Origin of the sequence: Serratia sp. Tan611 (assembly GCF_905188235.1) — a bacterium.
GTDB classification, from domain to species: Bacteria; Pseudomonadota; Gammaproteobacteria; order Enterobacterales; family Enterobacteriaceae; genus Serratia_B; species Serratia_B rhizosphaerae.
The window spans coordinates 3,072,134-3,094,743 of record NZ_LR994655.1 but is presented as its reverse complement, the minus strand read 5'-3'; the positions used below and the strand labels follow the sequence as shown (position 1 = coordinate 3,094,743).

At 54.1% G+C, this 22,610-nt stretch carries 28 protein-coding genes and 4 pseudogenes; 8 read left to right on the top strand and 24 right to left on the bottom strand.

The genetic code is table 11. The features are described from left to right. Positions 1 to 121: 121 nt before the first annotated feature. Positions 122 to 2,437, top strand: a complete 2,316-nt coding sequence (locus tag TAN611_RS14650; RefSeq protein ID WP_203066637.1) for an FdhF/YdeP family oxidoreductase — start codon at positions 122 to 124, stop codon at positions 2,435 to 2,437. A 68-nt stretch (positions 2,438 to 2,505) separates the two neighbouring features. Here TAN611_RS14650 and TAN611_RS14645 read toward each other — a convergent pair whose 3' ends face one another. From TAN611_RS14645 to TAN611_RS23545, 4 genes and pseudogenes are all read right to left on the bottom strand, one after another. Next, positions 2,506 to 3,423 carry a bestrophin family protein gene (locus TAN611_RS14645; protein WP_203066636.1) on the bottom strand — a complete coding sequence of 306 codons (918 nt, stop codon included), beginning with the start codon at positions 3,421 to 3,423 and terminating at the stop codon, positions 2,506 to 2,508. Positions 3,424 to 3,648: 225 nt separating this feature from the next. Then, entirely contained in the window at positions 3,649 to 4,437 is a 789-nt protein-coding gene (fdhD, locus tag TAN611_RS14640; RefSeq protein WP_238404473.1) for a formate dehydrogenase accessory sulfurtransferase FdhD, read from the bottom strand. Positions 4,438 to 4,595: 158 nt separating this feature from the next. Next, positions 4,596 to 5,300, bottom strand: coding sequence for a LysR substrate-binding domain-containing protein (locus tag TAN611_RS14635; protein ID WP_238404542.1), 705 nt, complete (start codon positions 5,298 to 5,300; stop codon positions 4,596 to 4,598). Positions 5,301 to 5,363: 63 nt separating this feature from the next. Continuing rightward, positions 5,364 to 5,489 (bottom strand): annotated as a pseudogene (locus tag TAN611_RS23545) (LysR family transcriptional regulator); the annotation flags it as partial. A 117-nt stretch (positions 5,490 to 5,606) separates the two neighbouring features. Between TAN611_RS23545 and TAN611_RS14630 the strand changes: the two are divergent. The 4 genes from TAN611_RS14630 (at position 5,607) to TAN611_RS14615 (ending at position 10,066) form a co-directional block, all read left to right on the top strand. Next, positions 5,607 to 6,551: an amidohydrolase family protein gene (locus TAN611_RS14630; RefSeq protein ID WP_203066634.1), complete on the top strand. Its 945-nt coding sequence runs from the start codon at positions 5,607 to 5,609 to the stop codon at positions 6,549 to 6,551. Positions 6,552 to 6,753: 202 nt separating this feature from the next. Further along, positions 6,754 to 8,025, top strand: a complete 1,272-nt coding sequence (locus tag TAN611_RS14625; protein ID WP_111736847.1) for an MASE1 domain-containing protein — start codon at positions 6,754 to 6,756, stop codon at positions 8,023 to 8,025. A 2-nt stretch (positions 8,026 to 8,027) separates the two neighbouring features. Then, positions 8,028 to 9,311, top strand: coding sequence for an MFS transporter (locus TAN611_RS14620; RefSeq protein WP_105231653.1), 1,284 nt, complete (start codon positions 8,028 to 8,030; stop codon positions 9,309 to 9,311). Next, positions 9,311 to 10,066 (top strand): DUF4105 domain-containing protein, encoded by a 756-nt coding sequence (locus TAN611_RS14615; RefSeq protein WP_105231652.1) that lies wholly within the window; start codon positions 9,311 to 9,313, stop codon positions 10,064 to 10,066. Before TAN611_RS14620 ends, TAN611_RS14615 begins: the two co-directional genes overlap by 1 nt. Here the strand turns inward: TAN611_RS14615 and TAN611_RS14610 are convergent. From TAN611_RS14610 to TAN611_RS14595, 4 genes are all read right to left on the bottom strand, one after another. Further along, positions 10,058 to 11,188, bottom strand: a complete 1,131-nt coding sequence (locus TAN611_RS14610; protein WP_160030649.1) for an MFS transporter — start codon at positions 11,186 to 11,188, stop codon at positions 10,058 to 10,060. The two genes, TAN611_RS14615 and TAN611_RS14610, sit on opposite strands and share 9 nt — an antisense overlap. Before the next feature lie 110 nt (positions 11,189 to 11,298). After that, a complete protein-coding gene (locus tag TAN611_RS14605; protein ID WP_203066633.1) occupies positions 11,299 to 11,727 on the bottom strand; it encodes a universal stress protein in 429 nt (142 codons plus the stop codon). Further along, on the bottom strand, positions 11,724 to 12,167 hold the full coding sequence (locus TAN611_RS14600; protein ID WP_105231649.1) for a universal stress protein: 444 nt from the start codon (positions 12,165 to 12,167) through the stop codon (positions 11,724 to 11,726). Before TAN611_RS14600 ends, TAN611_RS14605 begins: the two co-directional genes overlap by 4 nt. A 126-nt stretch (positions 12,168 to 12,293) precedes the next feature. Continuing rightward, the gene (locus TAN611_RS14595) at positions 12,294 to 13,208 is read right to left on the bottom strand and encodes a LysR family transcriptional regulator (protein ID WP_203066632.1); all 915 of its coding nucleotides are present in this window, start codon (positions 13,206 to 13,208) and stop codon (positions 12,294 to 12,296) included. 125 nt (positions 13,209 to 13,333) lie between these two features. Here TAN611_RS14595 and TAN611_RS14590 point away from each other — a divergent pair, with 125 nt between their 5' ends. The 3 genes from TAN611_RS14590 to kynA all read left to right on the top strand — a co-directional run bounded on the left by TAN611_RS14590 (position 13,334) and on the right by kynA (position 16,175). Further along, positions 13,334 to 14,713: an MFS transporter gene (locus TAN611_RS14590; RefSeq protein WP_203066631.1), complete on the top strand. Its 1,380-nt coding sequence runs from the start codon at positions 13,334 to 13,336 to the stop codon at positions 14,711 to 14,713. Continuing rightward, positions 14,713 to 15,105: a DUF4440 domain-containing protein gene (locus tag TAN611_RS14585; protein ID WP_105231646.1), complete on the top strand. Its 393-nt coding sequence runs from the start codon at positions 14,713 to 14,715 to the stop codon at positions 15,103 to 15,105. Before TAN611_RS14590 ends, TAN611_RS14585 begins: the two co-directional genes overlap by 1 nt. A 227-nt stretch (positions 15,106 to 15,332) precedes the next feature. Beyond that, positions 15,333 to 16,175, top strand: a complete 843-nt coding sequence (kynA, locus tag TAN611_RS14580; protein WP_105231645.1) for a tryptophan 2,3-dioxygenase — start codon at positions 15,333 to 15,335, stop codon at positions 16,173 to 16,175. Between the two features lie 20 nt (positions 16,176 to 16,195). Here the strand turns inward: kynA and TAN611_RS14575 are convergent, their stop codons facing one another. The 16 genes and pseudogenes from TAN611_RS14575 to TAN611_RS23690 all read right to left on the bottom strand — a co-directional run. Continuing rightward, positions 16,196 to 16,573: a DUF6508 domain-containing protein gene (locus TAN611_RS14575; protein ID WP_203066630.1), complete on the bottom strand. Its 378-nt coding sequence runs from the start codon at positions 16,571 to 16,573 to the stop codon at positions 16,196 to 16,198. Between the two features lie 122 nt (positions 16,574 to 16,695). Next, a complete protein-coding gene (locus TAN611_RS14570) occupies positions 16,696 to 16,971 on the bottom strand; it encodes a hypothetical protein (RefSeq protein ID WP_187044474.1) in 276 nt (91 codons plus the stop codon). 47 nt (positions 16,972 to 17,018) lie between these two features. Beyond that, positions 17,019 to 18,110 (bottom strand): ADP-ribosylarginine hydrolase Tri1, encoded by a 1,092-nt coding sequence (gene tri1, locus TAN611_RS14565; RefSeq protein WP_203066629.1) that lies wholly within the window; start codon positions 18,108 to 18,110, stop codon positions 17,019 to 17,021. 213 nt (positions 18,111 to 18,323) lie between these two features. After that, positions 18,324 to 18,656 (bottom strand): RHS repeat domain-containing protein, encoded by a 333-nt coding sequence (locus tag TAN611_RS14560; RefSeq protein ID WP_203066628.1) that lies wholly within the window; start codon positions 18,654 to 18,656, stop codon positions 18,324 to 18,326. Positions 18,657 to 18,677: 21 nt separating this feature from the next. Next, positions 18,678 to 19,004 carry a hypothetical protein gene (locus TAN611_RS14555; RefSeq protein WP_203066627.1) on the bottom strand — a complete coding sequence of 109 codons (327 nt, stop codon included), beginning with the start codon at positions 19,002 to 19,004 and terminating at the stop codon, positions 18,678 to 18,680. Positions 19,005 to 19,062: 58 nt separating this feature from the next. Further along, on the bottom strand, positions 19,063 to 19,434 hold the full coding sequence (locus TAN611_RS23540) for an EndoU domain-containing protein (protein ID WP_370576264.1): 372 nt from the start codon (positions 19,432 to 19,434) through the stop codon (positions 19,063 to 19,065). Then, positions 19,407 to 19,551: pseudogene (locus TAN611_RS23715) on the bottom strand (RHS repeat-associated core domain-containing protein); the annotation flags it as partial. The gene TAN611_RS23540 and the pseudogene TAN611_RS23715, both read right to left, overlap by 28 nt. 119 nt (positions 19,552 to 19,670) lie before the next feature. After that, positions 19,671 to 20,150 (bottom strand): hypothetical protein, encoded by a 480-nt coding sequence (locus TAN611_RS14545; protein ID WP_203066626.1) that lies wholly within the window; start codon positions 20,148 to 20,150, stop codon positions 19,671 to 19,673. A gap of 18 nt (positions 20,151 to 20,168) precedes the next feature. Next, complete coding sequence (locus tag TAN611_RS23620) at positions 20,169 to 20,291, bottom strand: hypothetical protein (protein ID WP_255520060.1); 123 nt, start codon at positions 20,289 to 20,291, stop codon at positions 20,169 to 20,171. 49 nt (positions 20,292 to 20,340) lie between these two features. Beyond that, positions 20,341 to 20,640, bottom strand: coding sequence for a hypothetical protein (locus TAN611_RS14540; protein ID WP_203066625.1), 300 nt, complete (start codon positions 20,638 to 20,640; stop codon positions 20,341 to 20,343). Positions 20,641 to 20,649: 9 nt separating this feature from the next. Further along, positions 20,650 to 21,024 (bottom strand): hypothetical protein, encoded by a 375-nt coding sequence (locus tag TAN611_RS23710; RefSeq protein WP_370576229.1) that lies wholly within the window; start codon positions 21,022 to 21,024, stop codon positions 20,650 to 20,652. 42 nt (positions 21,025 to 21,066) lie between these two features. Next, a pseudogene (locus tag TAN611_RS23705) lies at positions 21,067 to 21,132 on the bottom strand (hypothetical protein); the annotation flags it as partial. 77 nt (positions 21,133 to 21,209) lie between these two features. After that, positions 21,210 to 21,608 (bottom strand): RHS domain-containing protein, encoded by a 399-nt coding sequence (locus tag TAN611_RS23700; protein WP_370576228.1) that lies wholly within the window; start codon positions 21,606 to 21,608, stop codon positions 21,210 to 21,212. 45 nt (positions 21,609 to 21,653) lie between these two features. Next, a complete protein-coding gene (locus tag TAN611_RS14530; protein WP_105231641.1) occupies positions 21,654 to 22,001 on the bottom strand; it encodes a hypothetical protein in 348 nt (115 codons plus the stop codon). Continuing rightward, complete coding sequence (locus TAN611_RS23695; protein ID WP_370576227.1) at positions 22,001 to 22,453, bottom strand: hypothetical protein; 453 nt, start codon at positions 22,451 to 22,453, stop codon at positions 22,001 to 22,003. The genes TAN611_RS14530 and TAN611_RS23695 overlap by 1 nt, the downstream gene beginning before the upstream one ends. A gap of 42 nt (positions 22,454 to 22,495) precedes the next feature. Beyond that, positions 22,496 to 22,561 (bottom strand): annotated as a pseudogene (locus tag TAN611_RS23690) (hypothetical protein); the annotation flags it as partial. Positions 22,562 to 22,610: the final 49 nt, after the last annotated feature.

The window sequence follows — 22,610 nt, the reverse complement described above, 5'->3', positions numbered from 1 at the left end:
CCAATTTGACGGTATGTTATACAGAGGTAAAATGATTTTACATCGCAGAAAATAGCCGGACACAAATAAAAAATTGATTAGCCAGCGGCCGGTTATTTATTAAAAAGACATCGAGACAATTATGAAATTCAAATCAAAAATAAAGCCGTATAAAGCGGCCGCGGGCGGTTGGGGCTCATTGGAGGCCACCACGCGGTTTGTTTTTGACAGTAAACAAGCACTGAAGAACATGGTCAACCTGATGCGGATGAATAAATCCAAAGGGTTTGACTGCCCGGGCTGCGCCTGGGGTGACGATAATAAAAGCACCTTCAGCTTCTGTGAGAACGGCGCCAAAGCGGTGACCTGGGAAGCGACACGGCGTCACGTCGATCGCGAATTTTTCGCCGCGCACCGCGTCAGCCGCCTTTATCTGGAAAGCGATTATTTTCTGGAGTATCAGGGCCGGGTGACCGAGCCGATGCGCTATAACGTCGCCACCGATCATTATGAACCCATCAGCTGGGATGACGCTTTTGCCCTGATCGGCAAACACATCAAGGGGATGGAGAATCCGAACCAGCTGGAGCTGTACACTTCCGGACGCGCCAGCAATGAAGCCTCGTGGCTGTATCAACTGTTTGGCCGGGTGCTGGGCACCAATAATTTCCCCGACTGTTCCAACATGTGCCACGAAGCCAGCGGCTTCGGCATGCGGCAAAGCCTGGGCGTTGGCAAGGGCACCATCCGCCTGGAGGATTTCGACCAGGCGGACGGCATCTTTGTCTTCGGCCAAAACCCCGGTACCAACCACCCGCGCATGCTGCACAGCCTGCGCCATGCCGCAGAACACGGCGCGCGCATCGTCACCTTCAATACGCTGCGCGAGCGTGGGCTGGAACGCTTTGCCGACCCGCAAAAACCGTTGGAAGTGGTGACGCCGATGGCCGGCGAAATCAGCCATCGCTATTACCAGCCGAACCTGGGTGGCGATATGGCGGTGGTGCGCGGCATGGTGAAAGCGCTGGCGGAAACCCACCACGCGCGCATCGCCGCCGGGGAATCCGGTCTGTTCGACACGCAGTTTATCGCCAACCATACCGGGGGCGTGGAGCGCTATCTGCAGGAAGTGGCGGCCAGCAGTTGGGCGTTTATTGAGCGGCAGTCCGGCCTGAGCGAGGCGCAAATCCGCGAGGCGGCAGAGATTTATCAGCACGCAGAACGGGTGATTTGCACCTGGGCGATGGGCATTACCCAACATAAACATTCGCTGGCGACGGTGCGTGAGATCGTCAACATGCAGCTGCTGTTCGGCCAACTGGGCAAACCGGGCGCCGGTCTGTGCCCGGTGCGCGGCCACAGCAACGTGCAGGGCAACCGCACCATGGGTATCGATGAGCAGCCGCCGGCCGCCTTTCTGGACAGCCTGGGCGCGCACTTTGGCTTCGAGCCGCCACGCGCCCACGGCCACAATACGGTGGATGCGCTGAGCGCCATGCTGCGCGGCGAGGTTAAGGTATTGATCGCGCTGGGCGGCAACCTGGCCGCGGCGGCTCCCGATAGCCGCCGTACGGAAGAGGCGCTGCGCAACTGCGATTTGACCGTGCATATCAGCACTAAACTTAACCGCAGCCACCTGGTGACCGGCAAAAAAGACGCGCTGATTCTGCCGGCGCTGGGGCGCACCGAGCAGGATGTTCAGGCCGGTGGCAAACAGTTCATCACGGTGGAAGACTCCTTCAGCATGGTGCACGCCTCCGAAGGTATTGGTAAACCGCTGTCTGACAGCCAGCGCTCTGAAACGGCGATCGTCGCCGGCATCGCCAACGCGGCGTTCGGCAATACGCCGACCATCAACTGGCTGGAACTGGCCGGAGATTACAACAAGATCCGCGACCATATTGCCGCCACCATTCCAGGCTTTAGCGACTTTAACCACAAGTGTGAGCAGCCGGGGGGCTTTTACCTGGGCAATGCGGCCGCCGAGCTGCGCTTCCCGACGGCGTCTGGCAAGGCGCAGTTCAGCCATGCGCCGCTGCCGGCCACGCTGTTCCCGCAGTTGGCGACGCAGCAGGACGTGCCGTTCGTACTGCAGACGTTACGCTCCCATGACCAGTACAACACCACCATTTATGGCCTGGATGACCGTTACCGCGGCGTTTACGGCCAGCGTGAGGTGCTGTTTATGAACCCGGAGGATATCGCCGCGGCCGGCTATCAGGCCGGCGATCTGGTGGATATTGAAACCATCTGGAACGACGGCGTGCAGCGAGCGGTCAGCGGCTTCAAACTGGTGAGCTACGCCATTCCCCGTGGCAACCTGGCCGCCTATTACCCGGAAACCAACCCGCTGGTGCCGATGAACAGCATCGGCGACGGTACCGGTACGCCTACCTCAAAATCCGTTCCGGTAAAAATTACCCGCACCATGAGCAGATCAACTCAGCGGATTGCATAACCTGTTTTCCGCGCCGTCGGCGGATGATAAAAAAGCCTGTTTCGACAGGCTTTTTTATCGTTGGCGGCTCAGGTCAGGTTGAAGTGGCGATCCGGCTTATGCAGCGCCGGCAGCGGCTGCTGATCGTTCATTTCCATCAGGCTGCGTTCAATACCGTTACAGATGGCGCTGAGCGGCAGATCGTTGGCGGTGGTGCCGAACGGGTCCTCCAGCTCTTCGGCCAGCGAGTCCCAGGACAGGAAGGTGTAGGAAATAAATACCGAGACGAACGGCGTCATGTAGTGCAGGTCGGCCACCAGCGCGAAGGGCAGCAGGGAGCAAAACAGGTACACGGTACGCTGCAGGATCAGGGTATAGGCAAACGGCACCGGCGTATTGGCGATGCGTTCGCAGCCGCCGAGTACGTGGGCGAGTTCGTCGAGTTTATTATCCAGCATCCTGTAGGTGATGTCGCTGAGCCGGCCGGCCTGACGCAGCCGGCCGATTTCATGGCCGAGCAGCAGCAGGATACGGTTGGTCGGCATCGGGCTGACGTTCACTTCTGCAAACGCCGGCTTCGGCAAAATGCGGTACAAATCGGCGGTCGCATCGGTGTGGCGCAGCTGGTGCTTCAGGCTCCAGGCGAAGGCGATCAGATACCGGGCGATATGGCGATGCAGCGCTTTCTCTTCCGGCAGCAGGTTTTGCAACTGGCGCAGCAGGGTGCGTTCGGCGATCAGCAGCGTGCCCCACAGCATGCGCGCCTCGACGAAGCGGCTGTAGCCGGCGTTGTTGCGGAAGCCGAGAAAAATGGCGATGGCGATCCCAAGCAAACTGAAAGGGGCAACGGTTAAATGAATGCCGAATTGCTCATACCATTGATAAAAGACAATGGCGATAATCGACATCAGGACATTTAAGGCCAGACGAAAAGTTATTTTTGACAGCACCGAGCCGCGCCAGTCAAACAGGCGCAAAAACCAGTGCTGGTTTGGACGAATGATCATAAGGTCAATATTTCCTGATTTTTACTGAAATATTTTATGGGATTAATAATAGGTTGTATTTTAACGGATGGTGGCGTCATTGAGAATAAGCTATTTAATCAACAACGGATTTTTATTATCCATCCGGATGACGGAAAGCTTCCTGATTAATTTATTACGCCGGAGGTCATGTTTTTCTCCGAAACAAAATAAAACCGGCCCTGCCGGGGGCCGGAAACAGCGAGCCTATGCGCTGCCGGAGCGCCACAGACGCTGCGGATGCGTATAGACGGTGGCGCGCCCCGGCTTGCTGAAGCCGACCAGGGTTAGATTGCAGCGCTCGGCCACCTCAACCGCCAGGCTGGTGGCGGCGGAGACGGCGAACAGAATTTCAATGCCGCACATCGCGGTTTTTTGCACCATTTCATAGCTGGCGCGGCTGGAAACCAGCACCGCGCCGGCCTGCCAGCCCTGCTGGCTGCGGTATCCCAGCAGCTTATCCAGCGCCACGTGACGGCCGACGTCTTCATAGCCGCCGCTCAGGTTACCGTCCGGCTGCAGCCAGGCGGCGGCGTGGGTGCAGCCGGTCAGCTGCCCGACGGTCTGATAGCTTTTCAGCTGCGCCAGCCCGGCATCAAGCTGTGTTAAATCAAAACGTTGGCTGAACGGCAGCGGGGCGATGGGGCGGGTGACTTCCTGCAACTGCTCCACGCCGCAAACGCCGCAGCCTGTGCGCCCGGTCATGCTGCGGCGGCGCTCTTTCAGCTGCATAAAGCGCCGGCTGGAGAGTTCGATATGCACTTCTATACCGTTGCAGGCAGGGTACTGCTGAATATCATAGATCTCGTCGGCTGAGGTGATAATGCCTTCCGACAGGGAAAAACCGATGGCAAAGGCCGGCAGATCCTTTGGCGTTGCCATCATCACCACGTGGGAAATGCCGTTATACACCAGCGCGACCGGCACCTCTTCCGCCAGCCAGTCTTCTTCCGCCTGTTGCAGATTATCGCGCTGCCAGACCGGGCGTTTAACCATGCACGTATCGGTGTTATTTTCAGGCGCATTTGTTATTAAATGTTTATTCATCATATCTTCTTGCCGGCTGTGATTCAGATAACGACGCGGCTAAACGGTCGAGGTTTTATTATACACGGATGACGGTGGAGATTCCCGAAAATATTGGCGGATTGTTATTATCCGGCATCAGCAGTTTTATTTTTTATAATCTGAATAAAATCATCAAGCAGTACGCTGTCATCATCGCTTCTGAATATATAATTTAATGTCGAGCGGCTGAGATTTTTTGCCGTCAGCGGCCGGTAGATGACCTCCGGCATATTGATATTCTCTGCCCATTGGGTCGTGATGCAGGAACCGTACCCGCCGGACACCAGCAGAAGGCTGGTCATGATATCCTCGCAGTAATTGGCAATATTAAGGCTGACGTTTTCAGCGATAAACGCGTCGTACACACGCTGCGCCATGCCTGACAGCGACGAGGAGGGATAGAGGATCATGGGTTTATCGGCCAGATCGGCCAGATCGATGTGCGTTTGTTGGCTGAGCGGGTCGTTGGCGTTGATGGCCACCAGGTATTTTTCCTTCCCGATGCAGCCTATGCTCAGCCCGCCCTGGCTGGCGGCAAAGCGGCAAAAACCAATATCGATTTCCTTGTTTCTGAGTGCTTCCACCTGTTTTTCTTTGGAAATATTGAGTAGCCGGACATTGACGTCTGGTTTCAGTTCGCGCAGCGTTTTCAGGTAATTTGGCAACTGGTGGATGACCCCCCAACTGAATATGCCGATGACCAGTTCGCCGCTGCAGCCGCGGGCGCTGAGCTGTACGCGGCTGGTGACACCCTGCGTTAAGGCAATGATTTTACCTGCTTCGTTCAGCAACACTTTGCCGGCAGCCGTCAGTTCTACTTTGCGGGTGCTGCGTTTAAACAGTGCGGTGCCGAGACTGTGTTCCAGCTGTTGTATCTGACGGGTGAGCGGCGGCTGCGTCATATTGAGTTTTTCAGCCGCGCGGCGAAAGCTGAGTTCGGTAGCGACGTAAACAAAGCTTCTGAGCTGATGGATTTCCATGTTTACTACTCTCATTGATGCTATCTGGGTATCAATACTAACAGATAAAGCAATTCTCAGCGTGTCGCCAATCTCCTAACCTGAAAAACATCCGATCAAACAAGAAGAGAGAGCGGCATGAAAATTATCGCGATAGAAGAACACTGGATATCTGAGGAATTTCAACGTTATTACCCCAAAGCCGGGAGCGTAGGCTACGACGCTGATATCGCTGTACTGACCGATATCGGCGAACGGAGAATCGCCGTTATGGACCAGCACGGCATTGATATGCAGGTGTTGGGACACGGCATGTTTCCCGTCACGACAGTGAGCGTGGAACAGGTAATGAAAACCAACGATCAGGCCGCCGCCGCGGTTGAGCGGTATCCTGACCGGTTTGCTGCGTTTGCCGCCTTACCGCTGGCGAATATCGGCGCGGCCGTGGAGGAGCTGGCAAGAACCGTGACCCAGTTTGGCTTTAAAGGTACGATGATCAACGGCACGGTGGAGGGCAAGTTCCTTGACCACCCAGACTTCTGGCCGCTGTTGGCAAAGGCTGAAGAGCTTGGCGTCCCGATTTATTTGCACCCGGCCTATCCGGTAGCGGCGGTCAGCAAACCTTATTACGACGGTAACTTCAGCGATTTGGTGTCATTCACGCTGGGCTCTACGGCCGCAGGCTGGCACTGGGAAACCGGTTTGCACGTACTGAGAATGATCGTTTCCGGTATTTTCGATAAATTTCCCCGGTTGCAGATTATTATCGGCCATCTCGGCGAGCTGATTCCTTTTTACTGGGAACGGATTGAATACTGGCTGGAGCCGCGGGTGGAAAATCTGCGCAAACCGGTCAGAGAGTATTTTCGCAGCAATATCCATATTACAACCAGCGGATACAGCACGCAGGCGCCTTTTCAACTGGCACTGCAAACCTTCGGGCTGGAGCGGTTGATTTTTTCCGTCGATTATCCATTTAACCCGCTGGCGCCGGCCATATCGTTTTTGCATAATCTGCCGTTGACGCAGGAACAGAAAGCGCAGGTCGCTGGGCTGAATGTTGCACGGCTGCTGCGGCTTTAATGCCGTAAAAATAATAAACATCATCGCCGCATTGCGATGACGTTTTCGAAGGCATTGCAGGCAGGCGCCGTTTACTGAGAACCGATGGTGAAGGGGGCCTGCTTTACTGATGGAACGTCCGACACCAGCAGGCATGTCCCTACCATTTGCCCCATGCTGCACTATTCTTAAGTCACGCTGATTTTGCTCTTGGAGGCACGACGTGTCTTACCTGTCCGGGCGCTCGTTGCTGGCTTTACTGTTCTGGTGCGCGCTCTATTTTCTTACCGGCTATATCTCTTTGTATATGGATGCGCCCGTCAGCCGGGTCGCCGCCGTCTGGTTCCCTGCCGGGGTAGCGGTCAGCGCATTTCTGATCTTCGGCCGGGGTTATTGGCCGATGCTGTTTCTGGTGCTGTTCCTTACCCGGGTGCTGCTGGATGCCACGTTGCGGCATACGCTGGAAACCTCCCTGATTCTATCCGCGATCTCCCTGAGTAACAGCCTGGCGGTGGCGTGGTGCGTCAGGCATTTTTCCTCACCACAAGATCAACTGCGCAGCGTGGGCGTCTGGCTGTTGGCGACGTTGGGCACCAGCGTGCTCTCCGGTCTGCTGGGCGGTGGCTGGCTGGCGTTAAGGCACGAGGTTGATTTTGTGCAGGCCGCTTGGACGTGGTGGGCGTCCAACGTGGTCGGCACCATTTTGCTGACCACCATCCTGATGGGGCTGCGCTGGCGTTCCGGGCCATTAAGCGTTCGCCAACTGCTGTCCGGCGGTGTGCTGTGGTTGCTGCTATGCCTGAGTGCCTGGTACGTTTTTCATCAGCCGATCGGCGGAGCGCACGGAACGGCGCTACAGTTTGCCCTGGCCTGCCTGCCGGTGATGCTGATGATTGCGATTCCGGTGATGAGCGGCAACCGGTTCGGTGCATTTTCCTTCCTGTGTTTTAGCATCATCGTGATTTATTACTCCTGGCAGCGCTATGGCCCATTTTTTATCCCCGGGCTGCGCGACGGTGAATCGTTGCTGCTGGCGCAGTGTTACCTGTCCGCCACGGCGTTGCTGCTGAGTTTTGTCTATGTGCAAAAGCGTGCGGCGGTAAGCGCGTCAGAGGCGGAAGAACGCATGGCCGGCCCCGGACAGGGGAAGGCGGCCTACCATCTGGAGCCGCAGAGCGGGCGGCTGACGTGGGATGAAAACATCCATACCCCGCTGAGCCAACAACTGGCCGCGATAAGCAATGTCGAACAATTGTTTGCGCTGCTGTCGGCAGAGGACAGCAGCGCCATGCAGCAGCGTTGGCAGCAGGTGTTGCAGCAGGGGGGCAACAGTGAAACCTTCCGCTTCCATCTGGCGCTGCCGCCGTCAAACCGGATTGCGGTCAGCGAAAACCGTTTGCTCGGCCTGCGCGGGCCTGCTGGCGTGGTGATTGTCGGCTACTGGAGCGAAGAGCCGCACAGCAAAGTCTCTATTCACTCACCGCAGGGGGCGTAAATATGTTACAGCTTGCCTTGTTGCTATCCGGTGCTGATTTCGTAAGAAGGAATGCCCCGCTGCTGGCGGTAATCGGGCTGTTGTGGGGCGGGTTGGGCGTCTCCATATTTATTGACGGTTTGCAGGGCATTCGCTATTTCCCTCTGCATATCTTTGGCATTCTGCTGCTGATTGAGAGCCTGGCGACGCTGATGCTGGCCCCTGGCGGCGTCGGTGCGCAAAAGGCGGTGCTCTATTTTAAAGGCGGCATTTTTTGTTTTGTTGCGCTGCTGATTTTATCCGGGCGTAACAGCAGTAATCTGTTACTGGCGGTCATTTTTGGTTTTGCCTTCTTTATTACCGGGCTGTTTGTGATGGCCTCGGCCTGGGTGGTGCGCTATCACGGCTGGCGGCGGGCGTTTGCCGCCGGCGTTGCGCAACTGCTGTTCGCGCTGTTTCTTTTCTTCCCGTACCCGACGCACCATCATGGCACCGTTTCGCAGTTTCTTGGCGCGATTATGATGGCCGGCGGCCTGCAGTGCCTGCGGCTGGCCTGGCGTGCATTCCGCCTGCGCGACGGCGCGGCGGTGTTTAATTTGCTGGCGCCGGGCGGGCTGCTGCCGGAAACGGCAGCGCCGCCGCAGGAACCAGATCCGTTGCCCTATGACGGCTCGCTGGTGGTGCATATCTGGACGCCGGAAGGCTCGGCAGCCAGTAAACCGATCCGCCGGCCGGTGTTTAACCGCTATATCGCTGCGGTTGACGCCAACGGCGTGATTTCTACCGGCCATGCAGCGCTGGAAATGCCGCCGGAACTGTATATCAGCCTCTATCCGGCGGTGGATATCGACCGCTCGCCGTCGGAATTTTTCAACACCCTGAAGGCAATTCAGGAGAACAACGTCGCCGGGCAGTACCAGCAGAGCTACGCCAGCGAGTCGGCGGCGTGGTGTGAGTCCGACCGCAAGATTGTCTTCCACGACTTTAATCCCGAAGGGCTGCGGCGCTACTGGGCCAGCTATCGCCAGGCGGAGGTGTACAACCTGACCTGGCGCAACTGTTCCAGCAGCGTGGCCTACGGGCTGGAGGCGGCGTTGGACGGCGTTTTTGCCCGCGGCGGCTGGCTGACGTTTTTACGCCTGTTTTTTATTCCCGAACTGTGGATTGCCGCCCAGTTGCGCAAGCGCGCCACCACCATGGCCTGGACGCCCGGCCTGGCGCTGGACTATGCCCGGGCGCTGCATGCCATTGTGCATCCGGCGCGCCTGTCATGGCGACGCCGGCGGCGTCAGGATGACGCTTCCTGATGCTTCGCCCGGTAGAAAACGGTGCGCCCTGGCTGGCGGAATACGCCCGGCTGGCCGGCGTGGTCTGGCTGGATAATGACCGCTTTCAGATTCGCAACGTACGCAATTTTCGCTACCGCAGCGTTGCTGAACCGCTGCCGGCGTGGGACGATCGCAGCTTTCGCCTGAGTGAACTGAACGCCACCGATCTGGTGCTTTCTTACTGGGGCGGCAACGCCATTGCCCACGTATTTCTCAGTTTTGGCTTTAGTAACGGGGAGTGGCTGGCGATCTCGATTGAGACCCGTCGCAGGGAGGATCAGCCGTGGTCGGCCATGGGGGGATTTTGGCGCAACTACCCGGTGATCTATGTCGTGGCCGACGAGCGCGATCTGATCGGCGTGCGCAGCGATGTGCGCCACGAACGGGTCTGGCTGTATGGATTAACGCTGACGGCCGAGCAACGTCGGCTGCTGCTGCGTGATTACCTGCTGCGTATTGAGCAGGTGAATGCACAGCCGGAGTGGTATCACACACTGTGCAATAACTGCACCACCAATATTCTGCGTCACGGCCGGGCGGTATCGCCGGCGGTCAAGTATGACTGGCGGCTGCTGCTCAGCGGCTTTGCCGACCGTTACTGTTACCGCATGGGGCTGCTGGACAGCCGGCTGCCGTTTGCCGATCTAAGGCGTCGCAGCCGGTTGCAGCGTCCGCCCGGCGCGCTGATTGACGGCGAGTTTTCCCGGGCGATCCGCCGCGGGCGCTCAACGTGATGCCGTCCGGCGGCTGAGCGACAGCACGGTAAACAGCGCGCACAGCAGCGCGGTCATATACGGCAAACCATGGGTAGCGGCTTCCATCGCTGCGCCTCCCAGCAGCGGGCCGAGCAGGGCGCCGGCGCCCCAGGCGACCGACATGGCGGCATAGATGCCCGCCAGCTGCGCGCCGCGAAACCGTGAACCTACCCAGGTGATGGCGACGGTATAGATGCCGACAAAGACCCCGCCCCAGACAAACAGCAGGCAGTAGGCCAGCAGCGGCGTGGTCAGCAGCAGTGGCCACACCAGCGCGCCGAGGGCTGAAATTGCCGCCAGCAGCGTCATCAGGCGGCGGCGATCCACTTTGTCCGCCAGCCAGCCCAGCGGCAGCTGCAGTACGATGGCGCCAAACATCAGCACCGAGATCAGCAGCGTCGCCCGTGATTCACTCCACCCCAGGCTGATGGCGTACAGTGACAGAAAATTCATTCCCGCCACTTCAATCGCGGCGTTGAGCGCGGTGGCGACGATCGCCAGCAGGGCCAGCTGCAGGCTCTGCCGCAGCCCGATCGGCGTCAGCTCCTCGCCTGGCTGCCGCACCATACCGGCTCTGGCGATCAATGGCACGGCGGCCAGGGCGATCAGCGCGCCAACCACAAACGGCCCGGCGCTGTCGCTGCCCATCATCGTCAGGATCAGCGGACCGGAAGCGAACCCCAGCGACATCCCGGCGGTATACAGCGCCATGGTTTTCCCTCTGGCCTGCTCGACGGTGGCGTCATTCAGCCAGGTTTCGGTCAGCACCATAATGATTTCGGTAAATATGCCCAGCCCGAAGCGCAACACAAACCATGCCGGCAGCGGCAGCCAGGGAAACAGCAGAAACAGCAGCGCGATGGCGCTGAGCGAGGCGCACATCAGCGCCAGCGGGCTGAAGCGGCGGAACAGCCGCGGCAGGAACGGGGCGACGGCGAATACCCCAAGGGCGTGCATGGCGGCGTTAAGCCCGATAGTGGTCTCGCCATAGGCGTTATCCGCCAGCTGCAGCGCGATAAGCGGTGCGCTGAGCCCATAGGTCAGGCTGAAGACCGACACGGAAAAAATGACGGACAGAATGTTACGGTGCGCCTGTTGCATGGACGATCGATCCTTTCTGCAGAGAGCGGCCAGGGGTGACGGTGTGAGGTGTGAGAAGTATAGCAAGTGCGGAGAAAGGCGCGCCGGCGATGCACCGGCGCGGCGCGCGGTTATTTCCTGATGGGAACCACCAGAATATCCGTATGCAGGGTATTAATGGCGTTTCTGGCGGAAGAGAACAGGTTGCCCCAGAGATCCTGATGGTGGCCGAAGATAAACAGATCGATGCCTTTTTCTGCGGCGGCGTATTTCAGCTCATAAGCCAGCTCGCCGCGTCTGATAATAACTTCCGCGATCGGATAGGAGGCGGCCTGCAGCAGCGGCTGCATCTCCGTTCTGATCTTCTCCTCAAACTGGGTTTCGGAGAAGTTCGCCACCGGGCGGCCCAGTTCCGAATAGTAAGAGGCGTGATGCTCATCGACATAAATCAGCGACAGCTTCGTCCCGAGCGCCGAGGCGAGGGCGATGCCTTTGTCGATAAGCAGGCGTTCCTCATCCAGCAGTGAGGTGGCGACGGCGATATGCTGGTAGCTGCTCATAAGGCCTCCTGATTGGTCACTAACGGTACAACGAGGACATCGACGTCGAGATGATTAATCGCCTGCCGCGTAGTGGAGAACAGGTTGCTCCACACGTCGTGATGGTGGCCGAAAATAATCAGATCGATACCGCGCGCGTCGATTTCTTTTCTCAGTTCCGGCAGCAGTTCGCCCGACACGACGATCGAATCCGGTATCGGATAAGACGATTGCTGGGCAATGGCGGCTAGCTGCTTGCTGGCGGTGACTTCGGCGGGCACCTCGCCGCTGTAGTGGTAGGTCTGCAGGCCCAACGCCGAGTAGTAGGGCGCGTGGTGAATATCGACGTGAATTAATGACAGCTTGGCATCACAGGCGTCGGCCAGCGCCGCACCTCTTGCTAACAGTTGCCGGTTGTCGCCGTTAAGGTCGACGGCAATCACGATATGTTGGTAGCTCATGGCGCCTCCTTGGGGTTCTGACCCAATGCAGAGAGCGGTCCCACGCATCCATCCGCTGTTGGCGGGGTATGTAATTAGTTTAGTACAGAAATTACCTGCGGCCCGGCGACCGTTGCAAACGCAGCGCTAAAGGGGGGCATCGGGAGCGTCAATACGGCGTTGCAGAAAATCGATAAACGCCCGCACCTTCTCGGAGACATGGCGGGTATTGGGATAGAGAGCGTAGATGCCCTGTCTGGGAAAACGGTGGTCGGGCAGCAGCCGGGTTAAGGCGCCGCTGGCGATGTCCTCCCGCACCAGCCAGGCGGGCAGTAACGCTACACCCGCGCCGCTGCGGGCAAACGCCAGAAGTGCCGCCGCGCTGTCTGCCATGATTGTGGCAGGGGTGCTGGCCCGGAACAGCACGCTGTCGCCGGCCGGCGTCACCACCTGCCAGCTCAGCGGCGTGGCCAGACGGCTATGGGCGATCCAGCGTGCGTTTTGCAATTGCTGCAGGTCCGCGATTGTCCCGTCATGATGCGTCGTCAAGTAATCCGTTGAGGCTACAGGGAAAATATCAAACCACTCCAACAGTTTTGCATGGTGCGTCGAGTCCGCCAGCTGGCCAAGGCGTATCGCCACGTCAAAACGCCCGGCGATCAGATCGTCGTTTTTTGACGAGGAGACGTGTTGAATGCGCAGCTGCGGATGCAGAGCGGCAAACGCCGAGAGCGCGGGCACCACGACGTTGGCGCCATATTCCGGCGTGGTGGTGATGCGCAGTATGCCGTGCAGGCCGCGATGGTCGCTGCGCACATCGTCCAGAATTTTTTCTGCATCCTGCAGCAGCTGCAGACAGCGCAGATAAAAACGCTCGCCGGCATCCGTGACGGCAACTTTCCGGGTGCTGCGGGTGAGCAGGGAGACGCCCAGCTTTTCCTCCAGCTGCTTGATATTAAAACTCACCACCGCCTTGGTCAGCCCCAGCGTCTGCGCCGCGCCGGTAAAGCTGCCGGCTTCCACCACCGCCACAAATATCTCCAGGCGCTGCATATTCAACATGGGTTTTCCTCGCGTGGGTGAATAATTGTCAAAATAATTTTGACAGTGTAACCGCCAGGCGCCGATTTATCTTTTTTTTTATGATTTTATACTACGCGCACTGTGCTGTTTTTTATGGAAAACCTATGAATTACCGGCTGCGTGTCGCCAGCGTCTATCTGCTGGGATTTTTTATCGATCTGGTCAACATGTTTATCGCCAACGTTGCCTATCCGGATATCGGTCGGCAGCTTGATGCGCCGGTCAGTCAGCTGGCGTGGGTGAGCAACGGCTATATTCTGGGACTGACGCTGGTTATTCCCCTGAGCAGCTGGCTGGCAAAACGGATGGGATCAAAGCGCCTGTTGATGCTCTCGCTGGGGGTTTTCATTATCGGCACCTGCGGCGTAGCCGCCGCCGGCAATATTGGACAGCTGATAGCCTGGCGCGTGCTGCAGGGGCTGGGCGGGGGGCTGCTGATCCCGGTCGGCCAGACCATGACCTACGCCCTGTACCGCAGCCATGAGCGGGCCAGGCTCTCTGCCGTCGTGATGCTGGTGGCGCTGATGGCGCCGGCGCTCTCTCCGGCTATCGGCGGGGCGCTGGTCGACAACGTTAGCTGGCGCTGGGTATTTTTGGCCAGCCTGCCCCTGGCGTTCGCCGCATTAATTCTCGCCGCCTGCTGGCTGAAGCCCGACGCCGAGGCCGGCGCCGCCGAACGGCTGGACTTCAGCGGCCTTATCTCGGGTTGCCTGGCGCTGAGCCTGATCCTGTTAGGGCTGACCAACATGGGGGAGTCTGGCCGTCTGGGCGTGGGGGCGATGCTACTGCTTGCCGGTCTGGCGCTGATGGGCGGTTATGTGCGCGCTTCATTACGCAAAACGCAGCCGCTGCTTAACCTGCGCCTGATGCAGGAGCCGATGCTGCGAACCGCGATGCTGATTTATCAGCTGATTCCCGGCATTTTTACCGGCGTCAGCCTGGTTGCGATGCTGTATCTGCAAAATCAGCTGGGTATGCACGCCACGCTGGTGGGGGTGATGATGCTCCCGTGGGCGATCGCCGCGTTTGCCGCTATCTCCCTTACGGGCAAAACGTTTAATCAGCTTGGGCCGCGTCCGCTGTTTATCATCGGCTGTCTGGTGCAGGGGAGCGGTATCGGCTTACTGTCGCTGATTGGCAGCGGCGATGACGTGGTGCTGGCGGCCTCCGCCTACGCGTTGATGGGGTTTGGCGGCAGCCTGTGCAGCAGCACCGCGCAGAGTTCGGCGTTTATACAGGTAGACGATACTGAACTGGCGGATGCCAGCGCGCTGTGGAACATTAACCGCCAGCTCAGCTTCTGTTTCGGCGTCACGCTAATCAGCTTATTGCTTAACGTATTACTCAATATGACCGGTATGCCGGCAGCGCGGGCTTACCACCTGTGTTTTGTCCTGGCGGCGGTCAGCACCGTCATCCCCGTTCTGCTCTGCCTGCGGATCGCCAATCGCAGCGTTATTCTTATGCTTAATCAGGAGAAATGATGAACCGTTATTTTCAGGAAGTTTTAGATGCCCATACGCTGATTCGCCGCTGGCTTGGCGATGGCGACAGCCCGGTGGCCGTGTGTGACGATTTATTGGCGCGTTTCAGCCCGGACTATTCCATGGTGACGCCGGGCGGCGCACTGCTTGATTTCCCCTCGCTGACTACATTTTTCCGCGCCCAGTGCGGCGCGCGGCCGGGGCTGGAGATTGAAATTGACAACATGCAGCTGATTGCAGAGAGCGCCGCCGGGGCGACCGTGACCTATCAGGAGCGGCAGCAACTGCCGGGCCAGGAGGCGACGCTGCGCTTTTCGACCGTGGTGTTTGAATTGGGGGCGGATAATCAGGTGGTATGGCGTCATCTGCATGAAACCATGCTTCCCCTGTAAGCGCGCTGCCCGCGTAACGCCGGTGGTTTGAGCCACGGCGGGTATGGAGCGGGCGGCGTAGCCGAAAGCGTCAAGAAAAGTGAACACCGGACGCCGGTAGCAGGCGTACATTCTGCGAGGTAACTCTCGTTTATTGTTGAGCAGTTGTTGCACGCATGGGCTATTGTTTTCTCTCAGTTTAGTAATCGGAACCCTGTTTCATATTTGAAACTGCGCGGAGAGAACAGATGAATCAACGGGAAATAGAGAGCACGGTTGTTACCGATTTTTCCAAGCGTATGAGCTACGGCGACTATCTGTGCCTGGACCAGCTGCTGGACTGCCAGCACCCGCTGTCCAACCCGCAGCATCATGATGAAATGCTGTTTGTGGTGCAGCATCAGACCTCCGAACTGTGGATGAAGCTGATGCTGCATGAGCTGCAGGGCGCGCGCCAGCTGGTACAACAGGATAAACTCAGCCACTGCTTCAAGATCCTGGCGCGGGTGAAGCAGATCCAGCGTCTGCTGTTCGAACAGTGGGCGGTGCTGGAAACCTTAACCCCGTCGGAGTACGTCGAGTTTCGCAACGTGCTGGGCAATTCGTCCGGTTTTCAGTCGCATCAGTACCGTTCGATTGAGTTTTTGCTGGGGAATAAGAATGCGGCGATGCTGGAGGTGTTCCGCAACGACGAGGGGAAATACGCCGCGTTGAAAGCGATTTTGGACGCGCCGAGCCTGTACGATGAGTTTCTGCTGTACCTGGCGCGCAAAGGGCTGCCGGTACCGCAGGCCTGCGTCGAGCGGGACTGGACGCAGCCTTACCAGCGCAACCCCGATTTATTGCCGGTGTTTAAAATCATTTATGACAATCCGCAGACTTACTGGGAAGCCTATGAAATGGCGGAGAAGCTGGTGGATATTGAGGAGAGTTTCCACCTGTGGCGCTTCCGCCATATGAAAACGGTGGAGCGGATTATCGGCTTTAAGAGCGGCACCGGCGGTTCCAGCGGCGTCAGTTTCCTCAAAAGGGCGCTGGAGCTGACCTTCTTCCCGGAGCTGCTGGATGTGCGCACCGAGATCGGCAACTGATGGGGCAGGGCGCCGGCGGGTTACATTGCCCGGCGCAATTCTTGCAGGCGATCCAGACAGGCCTGCCAGTATCCGCAGATGATAAGGCTGGCAAGGTGATTTTCGCAGAAGCGATCCATGCGGAGATGGGCGGTCATTAGTTTGCGCAGCAGCGTCAGGTCGGCCTGCGCCAGCGTGCGCCGGCAAGTGAAACGCGGATCGCCCCCGCGGGAAAACTCATTCGTCCAGTCGTAGACAAAGATAAACCGGCTGTGGCTCAGGGCCTGAATATGGCGCAGCAGAGGCTCATGAGGTACATCGTCAAATCGCCATTGGGCGCCCGGCGGCGGCGTAACGCCCGCAGCGCTGTCCAGCACGGCGTCGATGTCTTCTTTACCCAGTGGGGGGATGGAGGTCATAGGGAGAGATCCGTGTTTTTAATGAGATGTTTATTGTTTATAAGAAGTTTAACCACTTTTTTCAGTATAAGCACGGTTCTGCCGGATCGGCGACAATGTCGTGTTCTTCGTAAGCGAAGATATCAACCGAATTTTCTGTGAAGACGTTTTTTTATTTCTCCTGGGTTAATTTCCTTATCTTTATAATATGATGGATTATTTCTTATCGCGTGGGATAATTCATTGAATATAAAATCGTTTGTTTTTAATGGGCCAATCTCAGTAGTTAAATCATAATATCGCTCAATGTCTACTTTGCAATCACCTTCTGAAAACATAACTTTAATAATATATTCCCCGGTTTCGGTTAGGTATACCGTGAAGTCCCAAGGTTGAGAGTGTAACGTTTTAAAACTCACTTTTTACCTCCATGTATTATTACCCTTTTAGCGTGATTATGCTGGTTTCAATTCGGCGATAACTCAAATAGGCTTTCGGCTAATTGCGAGATTCTTTCTCGTTGAGCCAGTTTGGCAAGCCATTCATCAGGAATACCCGAATAGCCATAAAGCGCCCCGGCCAGTTGCCCAGCGGTTGCTGCCACGCTGTCTGCATCATCACCGAGATTTGCAGCCAGTAAAATAGCATCACGGAAATTATCAGTATTCCATACGGCCCACATGGCGGCTTCGAGAGTATCAATGACATAGCCGCTTGAACGGATCTGATCTCGTGTTTTATCTTTATACTCACCGGCATTGATTAATAATAAACGCACTGATAAAGGCATAACGTGAGGAGCGAATGCTTCCTCTTTGCTGGCGCCATTGAGCAGGTAGTGCAGGATGAAACCCAGATATTGGCAGCTGTGAATTGACTCGACGGCACCGTGAGTTGCCATGCTCTGTCGTTTTGACTCCAGATACGTATTGTGTAAGGATTTTCTGCATAAAATGGCGACAGGCGCGTGGCGTATGATTGCGGCATTGCCTGCTGTATCTGGCGATGTATTACCAAACCACGAATTGCCGTGTTGTATATATTGCTCAAGAGCATACCGAGTGGTGTTACCAATGTCGAAACAGCGACCGTTGGAGCTGTTTTCACCATAACGATACCAGCGCACCAATTTTTCTCTGAATAAACCGATGTCTAATTTTCCTGACTCGATATAACTTTCAGCAAGGCATAGCGCCATGGAGGTGTCATCGGTCCATTCGCCAGGGGCGAGATTGAAGGGGCCACCTCCAACCATATCATCAATATTTTTTTTATCCCGAGGTAAAAACTCCAGGGTGGTACCAACGGCATCCCCCACAGCCAGACCTATAAGTGCGCCTTTGGCCTTATCAAGCGCCTGGCTGTCTGAGACTGCCTGCTGATAACTGGCTGACCATGCTGGACGGTTACCTATCATAGCCCGAGGTGAAGGGCCTACAGGTGTGTTGTAGTCATACTCCATCCTCTGTTGCAATTCTCGCGAGACAAAAGGACGTAAGTGTTGGTAGCGCTCGGCATAGGCTTCAAGTTGTTTCTTGCATTGGTGCAGGTCAATCATAGTCTCTCGTGGTCAATAGTAGGTAACGGTTGATAAATTGCGCTAGATTGCGATTGCTGGAACTGTTTCCCATGGATTAAATGATTATTTACAACCAGATCTTTGAATATTACCTATCTTTCCCTGTCTATTTTTCGATAAAATCCAATCAATAATAAAGAACAGAGTCTGTGGTTTTAGTGGTTTGATTTCATTATGGATGAATATTCTTGACTATAAAGAAGAGAGCCAGTTTTTCCAGTATGTAACTTGTTCTTCTGGATCGGAGACAATATCATTGTCTTCGTAATCAAATATATCAACTTGCGCCAGCGGGTACTCGGTTATGGCGCTGACCTGTCCCAGCGGGTTGTAACGGTACTGCCTGCGGCGGCCGGCAAAGTCGCTCTGGGCCAGCAGACGGTGGCCGGCGTCGTAGTCAAACTGCCAGCGTTTATTGTTGGGGGAGGCTGAGTTGTGAGATGGATAAAACGGCCGTACTGATAATGTGTCTCGATATTGACTTGGATTAGCGTAAAAAAAGATAAAAAAACAGAAAAGTTCCAATAGGAACTTTTCTGCCTAAAATTATTCTTTTGCTCCATTTCTTATAAGTAATTTTTTCCAGCCTCCAAGATATTCTTCGAATTTTTCTATGGATTTTATGGTTAGCTCTTCTTCAGAGTATTCATTGAAAACATTCACACCATCTTTTTTTATAGTAACGGTGTGAGCATTTCCTGTTCCTGACCATGTTTCCATTTTCCCTGAAACAACACTCTTACAAGCTTCAATATATTCATTTACGCCAAATAAACTGCGTTGTATATCCCCAGATAAGAAATCAGCCAATACATGATAATCATAATCTATATCTAAAGATGGATACCCTTGTTTATCAATGAGAAATTTCATGATGCCTCCACGATTAATATATTGGATAAGCTGTGTTTATATTCCCGGAAGGAGTCAGTCATCCCTCAATTTTCACACCACTTGGAGATATGCCTGACCATTTTCTATTGGGTAATACTATTCCGTTGTTATAAGTACCTCTAATTTCTTTCATTACCTGATTTCTATTCCATGATTTTGGGAAAAATGACGACTGTGTCCCTTTTAGTATCCATTGACCTGTGGCTGCATTAAATATTTCTACTTTTCCTTGATAAACACCCTGAGCATTGGGAGTGTTAGTGATTTGCGTGATCCTTGCTTTACCCTGATGGCCTATACTTGCTTCATGGTGGAAACCTACGGCATTTCCTCTTCGGTTTATTTCACCATGAAAAACATGTTTAGCATTAATTTTGGGAGCACATCCTGCCAACCCCAACGGATCCACCCAGCTAATCGGATCTGGGGTATACGCATAGGTATTCACCCCGCCCGCCAGCCCGATCGGATCTGACTGGGTAAACCTGCCGCAGTTCGGATCGTAGTAGCGGAACAGATTGTAATGAGTTCAGACTTCTCTCACCAGACACTATTAAAAAACCGGAAGATCCATCAAGAGTACTTCCGGTCATATTTAAAGCTGAGCTGAGGATGATAAAAATGATATTAGTGGTATAATTTTTATTAGATGGCCACTATATGATCTTTAGAAAATCCGATAGGCCAGTGCCCTGCATAGTATACGTTAACAATATCCTCCCATTTGTTTCCTAGTTCGAAATATCGTTCGGATACATATTGTCGGAAAGCAAAGCATATTCCATTTCTTGCCGCTTGGCTAAAGTCATGAGGTAGGCATATAAATTTATCCTTAGATGTGTTTTTTACTGATTCCGTTATGACTTTGCTTATTTCCACCCTAATTTCTGATAACTCTTTTGGAATATCTTGTTTTTTATAGAAAGGGTCATCTTGAGTAGCTGATGTCGGAAGCCATTCGACACTATTGTATAATCCTTTAAATTCTAAATCAGATGGGTTTATGAATGCATTCTCAACATTTTTGATCAGAATGATTTTATCATCCAGGATATCAGGTATGCCCATATTTGAAAAAAAATCGGCACTATTTACTTTGTTTGAAATTTCATCAATATTATACATATCATAATATTTAGTTGGTTATGGCGTCAGTGAGGAAGAGTCCTCCTGCTGCTTGTTGCGCTGCCAACCGGCAGCCAGCAGTGCAGTTTGCAGCAGCTGGCCGCTATCGTAGCACTGCTGGAGTGTGCTGCCGTCGGACATCCGGGGCGGTCAGGCTACCCAGCTCATCATATTTGTTAAGGGTAGGGGGTTAGTCTCCCGTTACTCGTAGTGACTTTATTTCTTTATCTTTTAACTTCTCTATTATGGTTTGAAGTTCATCTTTATTTTTTTCAATGCTTATCTTTATTTCACTTAAATCTGAAATGAAATCATTTAGGTTTTTTTTTGTAAATGTTATATTTGTTTTGTAGTAGTCTTTTATTTTTCTTAACTCTTTGTGAGAACTCCATCTGGTTTTTTCACTAAATATCTCTGAGTGAAGGTTTTCAGTCATCTCTAACCGGCCTATTTCGTTGTTGTCAGAAATAATTAATAAGTCCAATCCCATAATCATGCCTCAATTTAAAAATACCACAGAATCGTTAGGTTTTATTTCCCGAAAAATTTCTTGAGGGAATTCTGTGACAAGGTCTCCATTTGACTCAACAACCACCCTGACTTTATTTAATTCTACACCCTCTGGTGTGATTCCTATTTTTTTATTTTTTATTGTTTTTTCATATATAAATCGCTCTCCATCTTTTATGATTCTATCAGGATTTCTGAAAACACTTCGAACAGTACTCTTCCATTCGCCATTACTCATTGTCCATTTGCTTTTGTGCTCCCATCCTAATTTATTTCCTACATGGCGTTCTTTTACGTGTTTAACACCATCTTTTGTTAATTTTATATTTTTGGGTGAGCAACCTCTCAACCCCAACGGATCCACCCAGCTAATCGGATCCGGGGTATACGCGTAGGTATTCTCCCCGCCGGCCAGCCCGATCGGATCTGACTGGGTAAACCTGCCGCAGTTCGGATCGTAGTAGCGGAACAGATTGTAGTGAAGCCCGGAATACTCGCCTCATACATGAGGCTCGCCCCTTCGGGGCCAGCGCTGAAGCGCTGTTCAAATCAGCCGTTGGCTGATTTGTCTCTGTCCAGATACTGGCCCTGATAGCGCAGATTCTGCGCCGTGGCGAGGGTGCCGCTCTCGGCGTCGGTGGCGCCCCAGGCGGAGAAACGGCCGTGCCAGACGACCTTGCCCTGCGCGTCGGTCATACGCTCCGGCAGGCCGTTGAGTTCGCTGTGGTACCAGTACACCTCGCTGCTGTCGCCGTGGCGGTCGACGCGGGCCAGCGGCTCGTAGCTGTCTTCCTTGTACAGATACTGGGTGCTGCGCTGCGGCTGGTCGGGACTGTGCTCGCCGACCATCTGCAGGCCGTTCCAGTGGAACAGGGTGGTCTGCGGCTCGCCGTGGTGCGGGTAGAGGGTTTTCCGGGGTTGTAAACGGAGGCTGTGAATAAAAAACATAAAGCCGGAAGAGCATTAGAAGCTCTCCGGCTTTTTATTCAATTATTAATATTTCCCTGTGAACATAAACTCTTCAAGCATGTTAATGAACATAGATTTATCTTTTGTCTGCTTACTACCTAGGAATTTTTCCTCTTCTGTCTTTCCTGTCTTTTTATTTATTTTTATGATGAAAAAATCCAATACAAAGAAACCATTAGGTTCTCCTTCTGGTTCATATCGTGAATCGAAGCAAAGACCATCAAGAGAATTATGACCGCTAATCAAAATTGATCCATAGAACCAATCCATGTTTTCTTTAGTAGGTTCATAGTTGTAGAAGTTATTTACATCAATTACCCATCTGCTTGGTACTCTTAAAGGTTGAATGTTTTTCCATATTTCTTCTTTCATTAACGAACTCCTGGAATGTATTTTCCTACTTGTTCTAACGATGCGGGGAAACTATGAATTGTAGGGACTGGAGCATTTGTCATTTCAATCCTTACCCAATCAGTTAATTTCCCTTCATTGTATCCCACGTGTCCTTTAGGGTTTTTGTAAAACATGAATCGAGTTCCGCCATGATCGAAAGCATGACCATTCCGAATAGCTCCATATGCGGCTTGTTTCTCAAAACCAGACACTTTACCTGCATATTCCGGGAAGTAAGATGCTTCAGATCTTTTATCTAAACTTCCTTTGCCTACGCTCAGGTTTTTAGCTTCATCTGCATCTTTTGCATTAATATGTTTTGTTGCATGGCGACCAGCAGTAGGGCGTTGAGCATTATAGACATCTGTTCGAAGAGCTTTGCGTTTATGGTATCCGGTAGGGTCACACCTAGCCAACCCCAACGGATCCACCCAGCTAATCGGATCCGGGGTATACGCGTAGGTATTCTCCCCACCCGCCAACCCAATCGGATCTGACTGGGTAAATCTACCGCAGTTCGGATCGTAGTAGCGGAACAGATTGTAGTGAAGCCCGGAATACTCGCCTCATACATGAGGCTCGCCCCTT

What these genes read in the sequence shown, in the direction of transcription:
- TAN611_RS14585 (WP_105231646.1), top strand. Translation starts at nt 14,713, where the DNA reads ATGAACCGTTATTTTCAGGAAGTTTTAGATGCCCATACGCTGATTCGC.
- TAN611_RS14540 (WP_203066625.1), bottom strand. Translation starts at nt 20,640, where the DNA reads ATGGGATTGGACTTATTAATTATTTCTGACAACAACGAAATAGGCCGG.
- TAN611_RS14595 (WP_203066632.1), bottom strand. Translation starts at nt 13,208, where the DNA reads ATGTTGAATATGCAGCGCCTGGAGATATTTGTGGCGGTGGTGGAAGCC.
- TAN611_RS14545 (WP_203066626.1), bottom strand. Translation starts at nt 20,150, where the DNA reads ATGTATAATATTGATGAAATTTCAAACAAAGTAAATAGTGCCGATTTT.
- TAN611_RS14610 (WP_160030649.1), bottom strand. Translation starts at nt 11,188, where the DNA reads ATGCAACAGGCGCACCGTAACATTCTGTCCGTCATTTTTTCCGTGTCG.
- TAN611_RS23700 (WP_370576228.1), bottom strand. Translation starts at nt 21,608, where the DNA reads ATGTTTTTTATTCACAGCCTCCGTTTACAACCCCGGAAAACCCTCTAC.
- TAN611_RS14575 (WP_203066630.1), bottom strand. Translation starts at nt 16,573, where the DNA reads ATGACCTCCATCCCCCCACTGGGTAAAGAAGACATCGACGCCGTGCTG.
- TAN611_RS14630 (WP_203066634.1), top strand. Translation starts at nt 5,607, where the DNA reads ATGAAAATTATCGCGATAGAAGAACACTGGATATCTGAGGAATTTCAA.
- TAN611_RS14650 (WP_203066637.1), top strand. Translation starts at nt 122, where the DNA reads ATGAAATTCAAATCAAAAATAAAGCCGTATAAAGCGGCCGCGGGCGGT.
- TAN611_RS14645 (WP_203066636.1), bottom strand. Translation starts at nt 3,423, where the DNA reads ATGATCATTCGTCCAAACCAGCACTGGTTTTTGCGCCTGTTTGACTGG.
- TAN611_RS23620 (WP_255520060.1), bottom strand. Translation starts at nt 20,291, where the DNA reads ATGTCCGACGGCAGCACACTCCAGCAGTGCTACGATAGCGGCCAGCTG.
- TAN611_RS14555 (WP_203066627.1), bottom strand. Translation starts at nt 19,004, where the DNA reads ATGAAATTTCTCATTGATAAACAAGGGTATCCATCTTTAGATATAGAT.
- TAN611_RS14620 (WP_105231653.1), top strand. Translation starts at nt 8,028, where the DNA reads ATGTTACAGCTTGCCTTGTTGCTATCCGGTGCTGATTTCGTAAGAAGG.
- TAN611_RS14590 (WP_203066631.1), top strand. Translation starts at nt 13,334, where the DNA reads ATGAATTACCGGCTGCGTGTCGCCAGCGTCTATCTGCTGGGATTTTTT.
- TAN611_RS14600 (WP_105231649.1), bottom strand. Translation starts at nt 12,167, where the DNA reads ATGAGCTACCAACATATCGTGATTGCCGTCGACCTTAACGGCGACAAC.
- tri1 (WP_203066629.1), bottom strand. Translation starts at nt 18,110, where the DNA reads ATGATTGACCTGCACCAATGCAAGAAACAACTTGAAGCCTATGCCGAG.
- TAN611_RS14615 (WP_105231652.1), top strand. Translation starts at nt 9,311, where the DNA reads ATGCTTCGCCCGGTAGAAAACGGTGCGCCCTGGCTGGCGGAATACGCC.
- TAN611_RS14605 (WP_203066633.1), bottom strand. Translation starts at nt 11,727, where the DNA reads ATGAGCAGCTACCAGCATATCGCCGTCGCCACCTCACTGCTGGATGAG.
- TAN611_RS14530 (WP_105231641.1), bottom strand. Translation starts at nt 22,001, where the DNA reads ATGAAAGAAGAAATATGGAAAAACATTCAACCTTTAAGAGTACCAAGC.
- fdhD (WP_238404473.1), bottom strand. Translation starts at nt 4,437, where the DNA reads ATGGTTAAACGCCCGGTCTGGCAGCGCGATAATCTGCAACAGGCGGAA.
- kynA (WP_105231645.1), top strand. Translation starts at nt 15,333, where the DNA reads ATGAATCAACGGGAAATAGAGAGCACGGTTGTTACCGATTTTTCCAAG.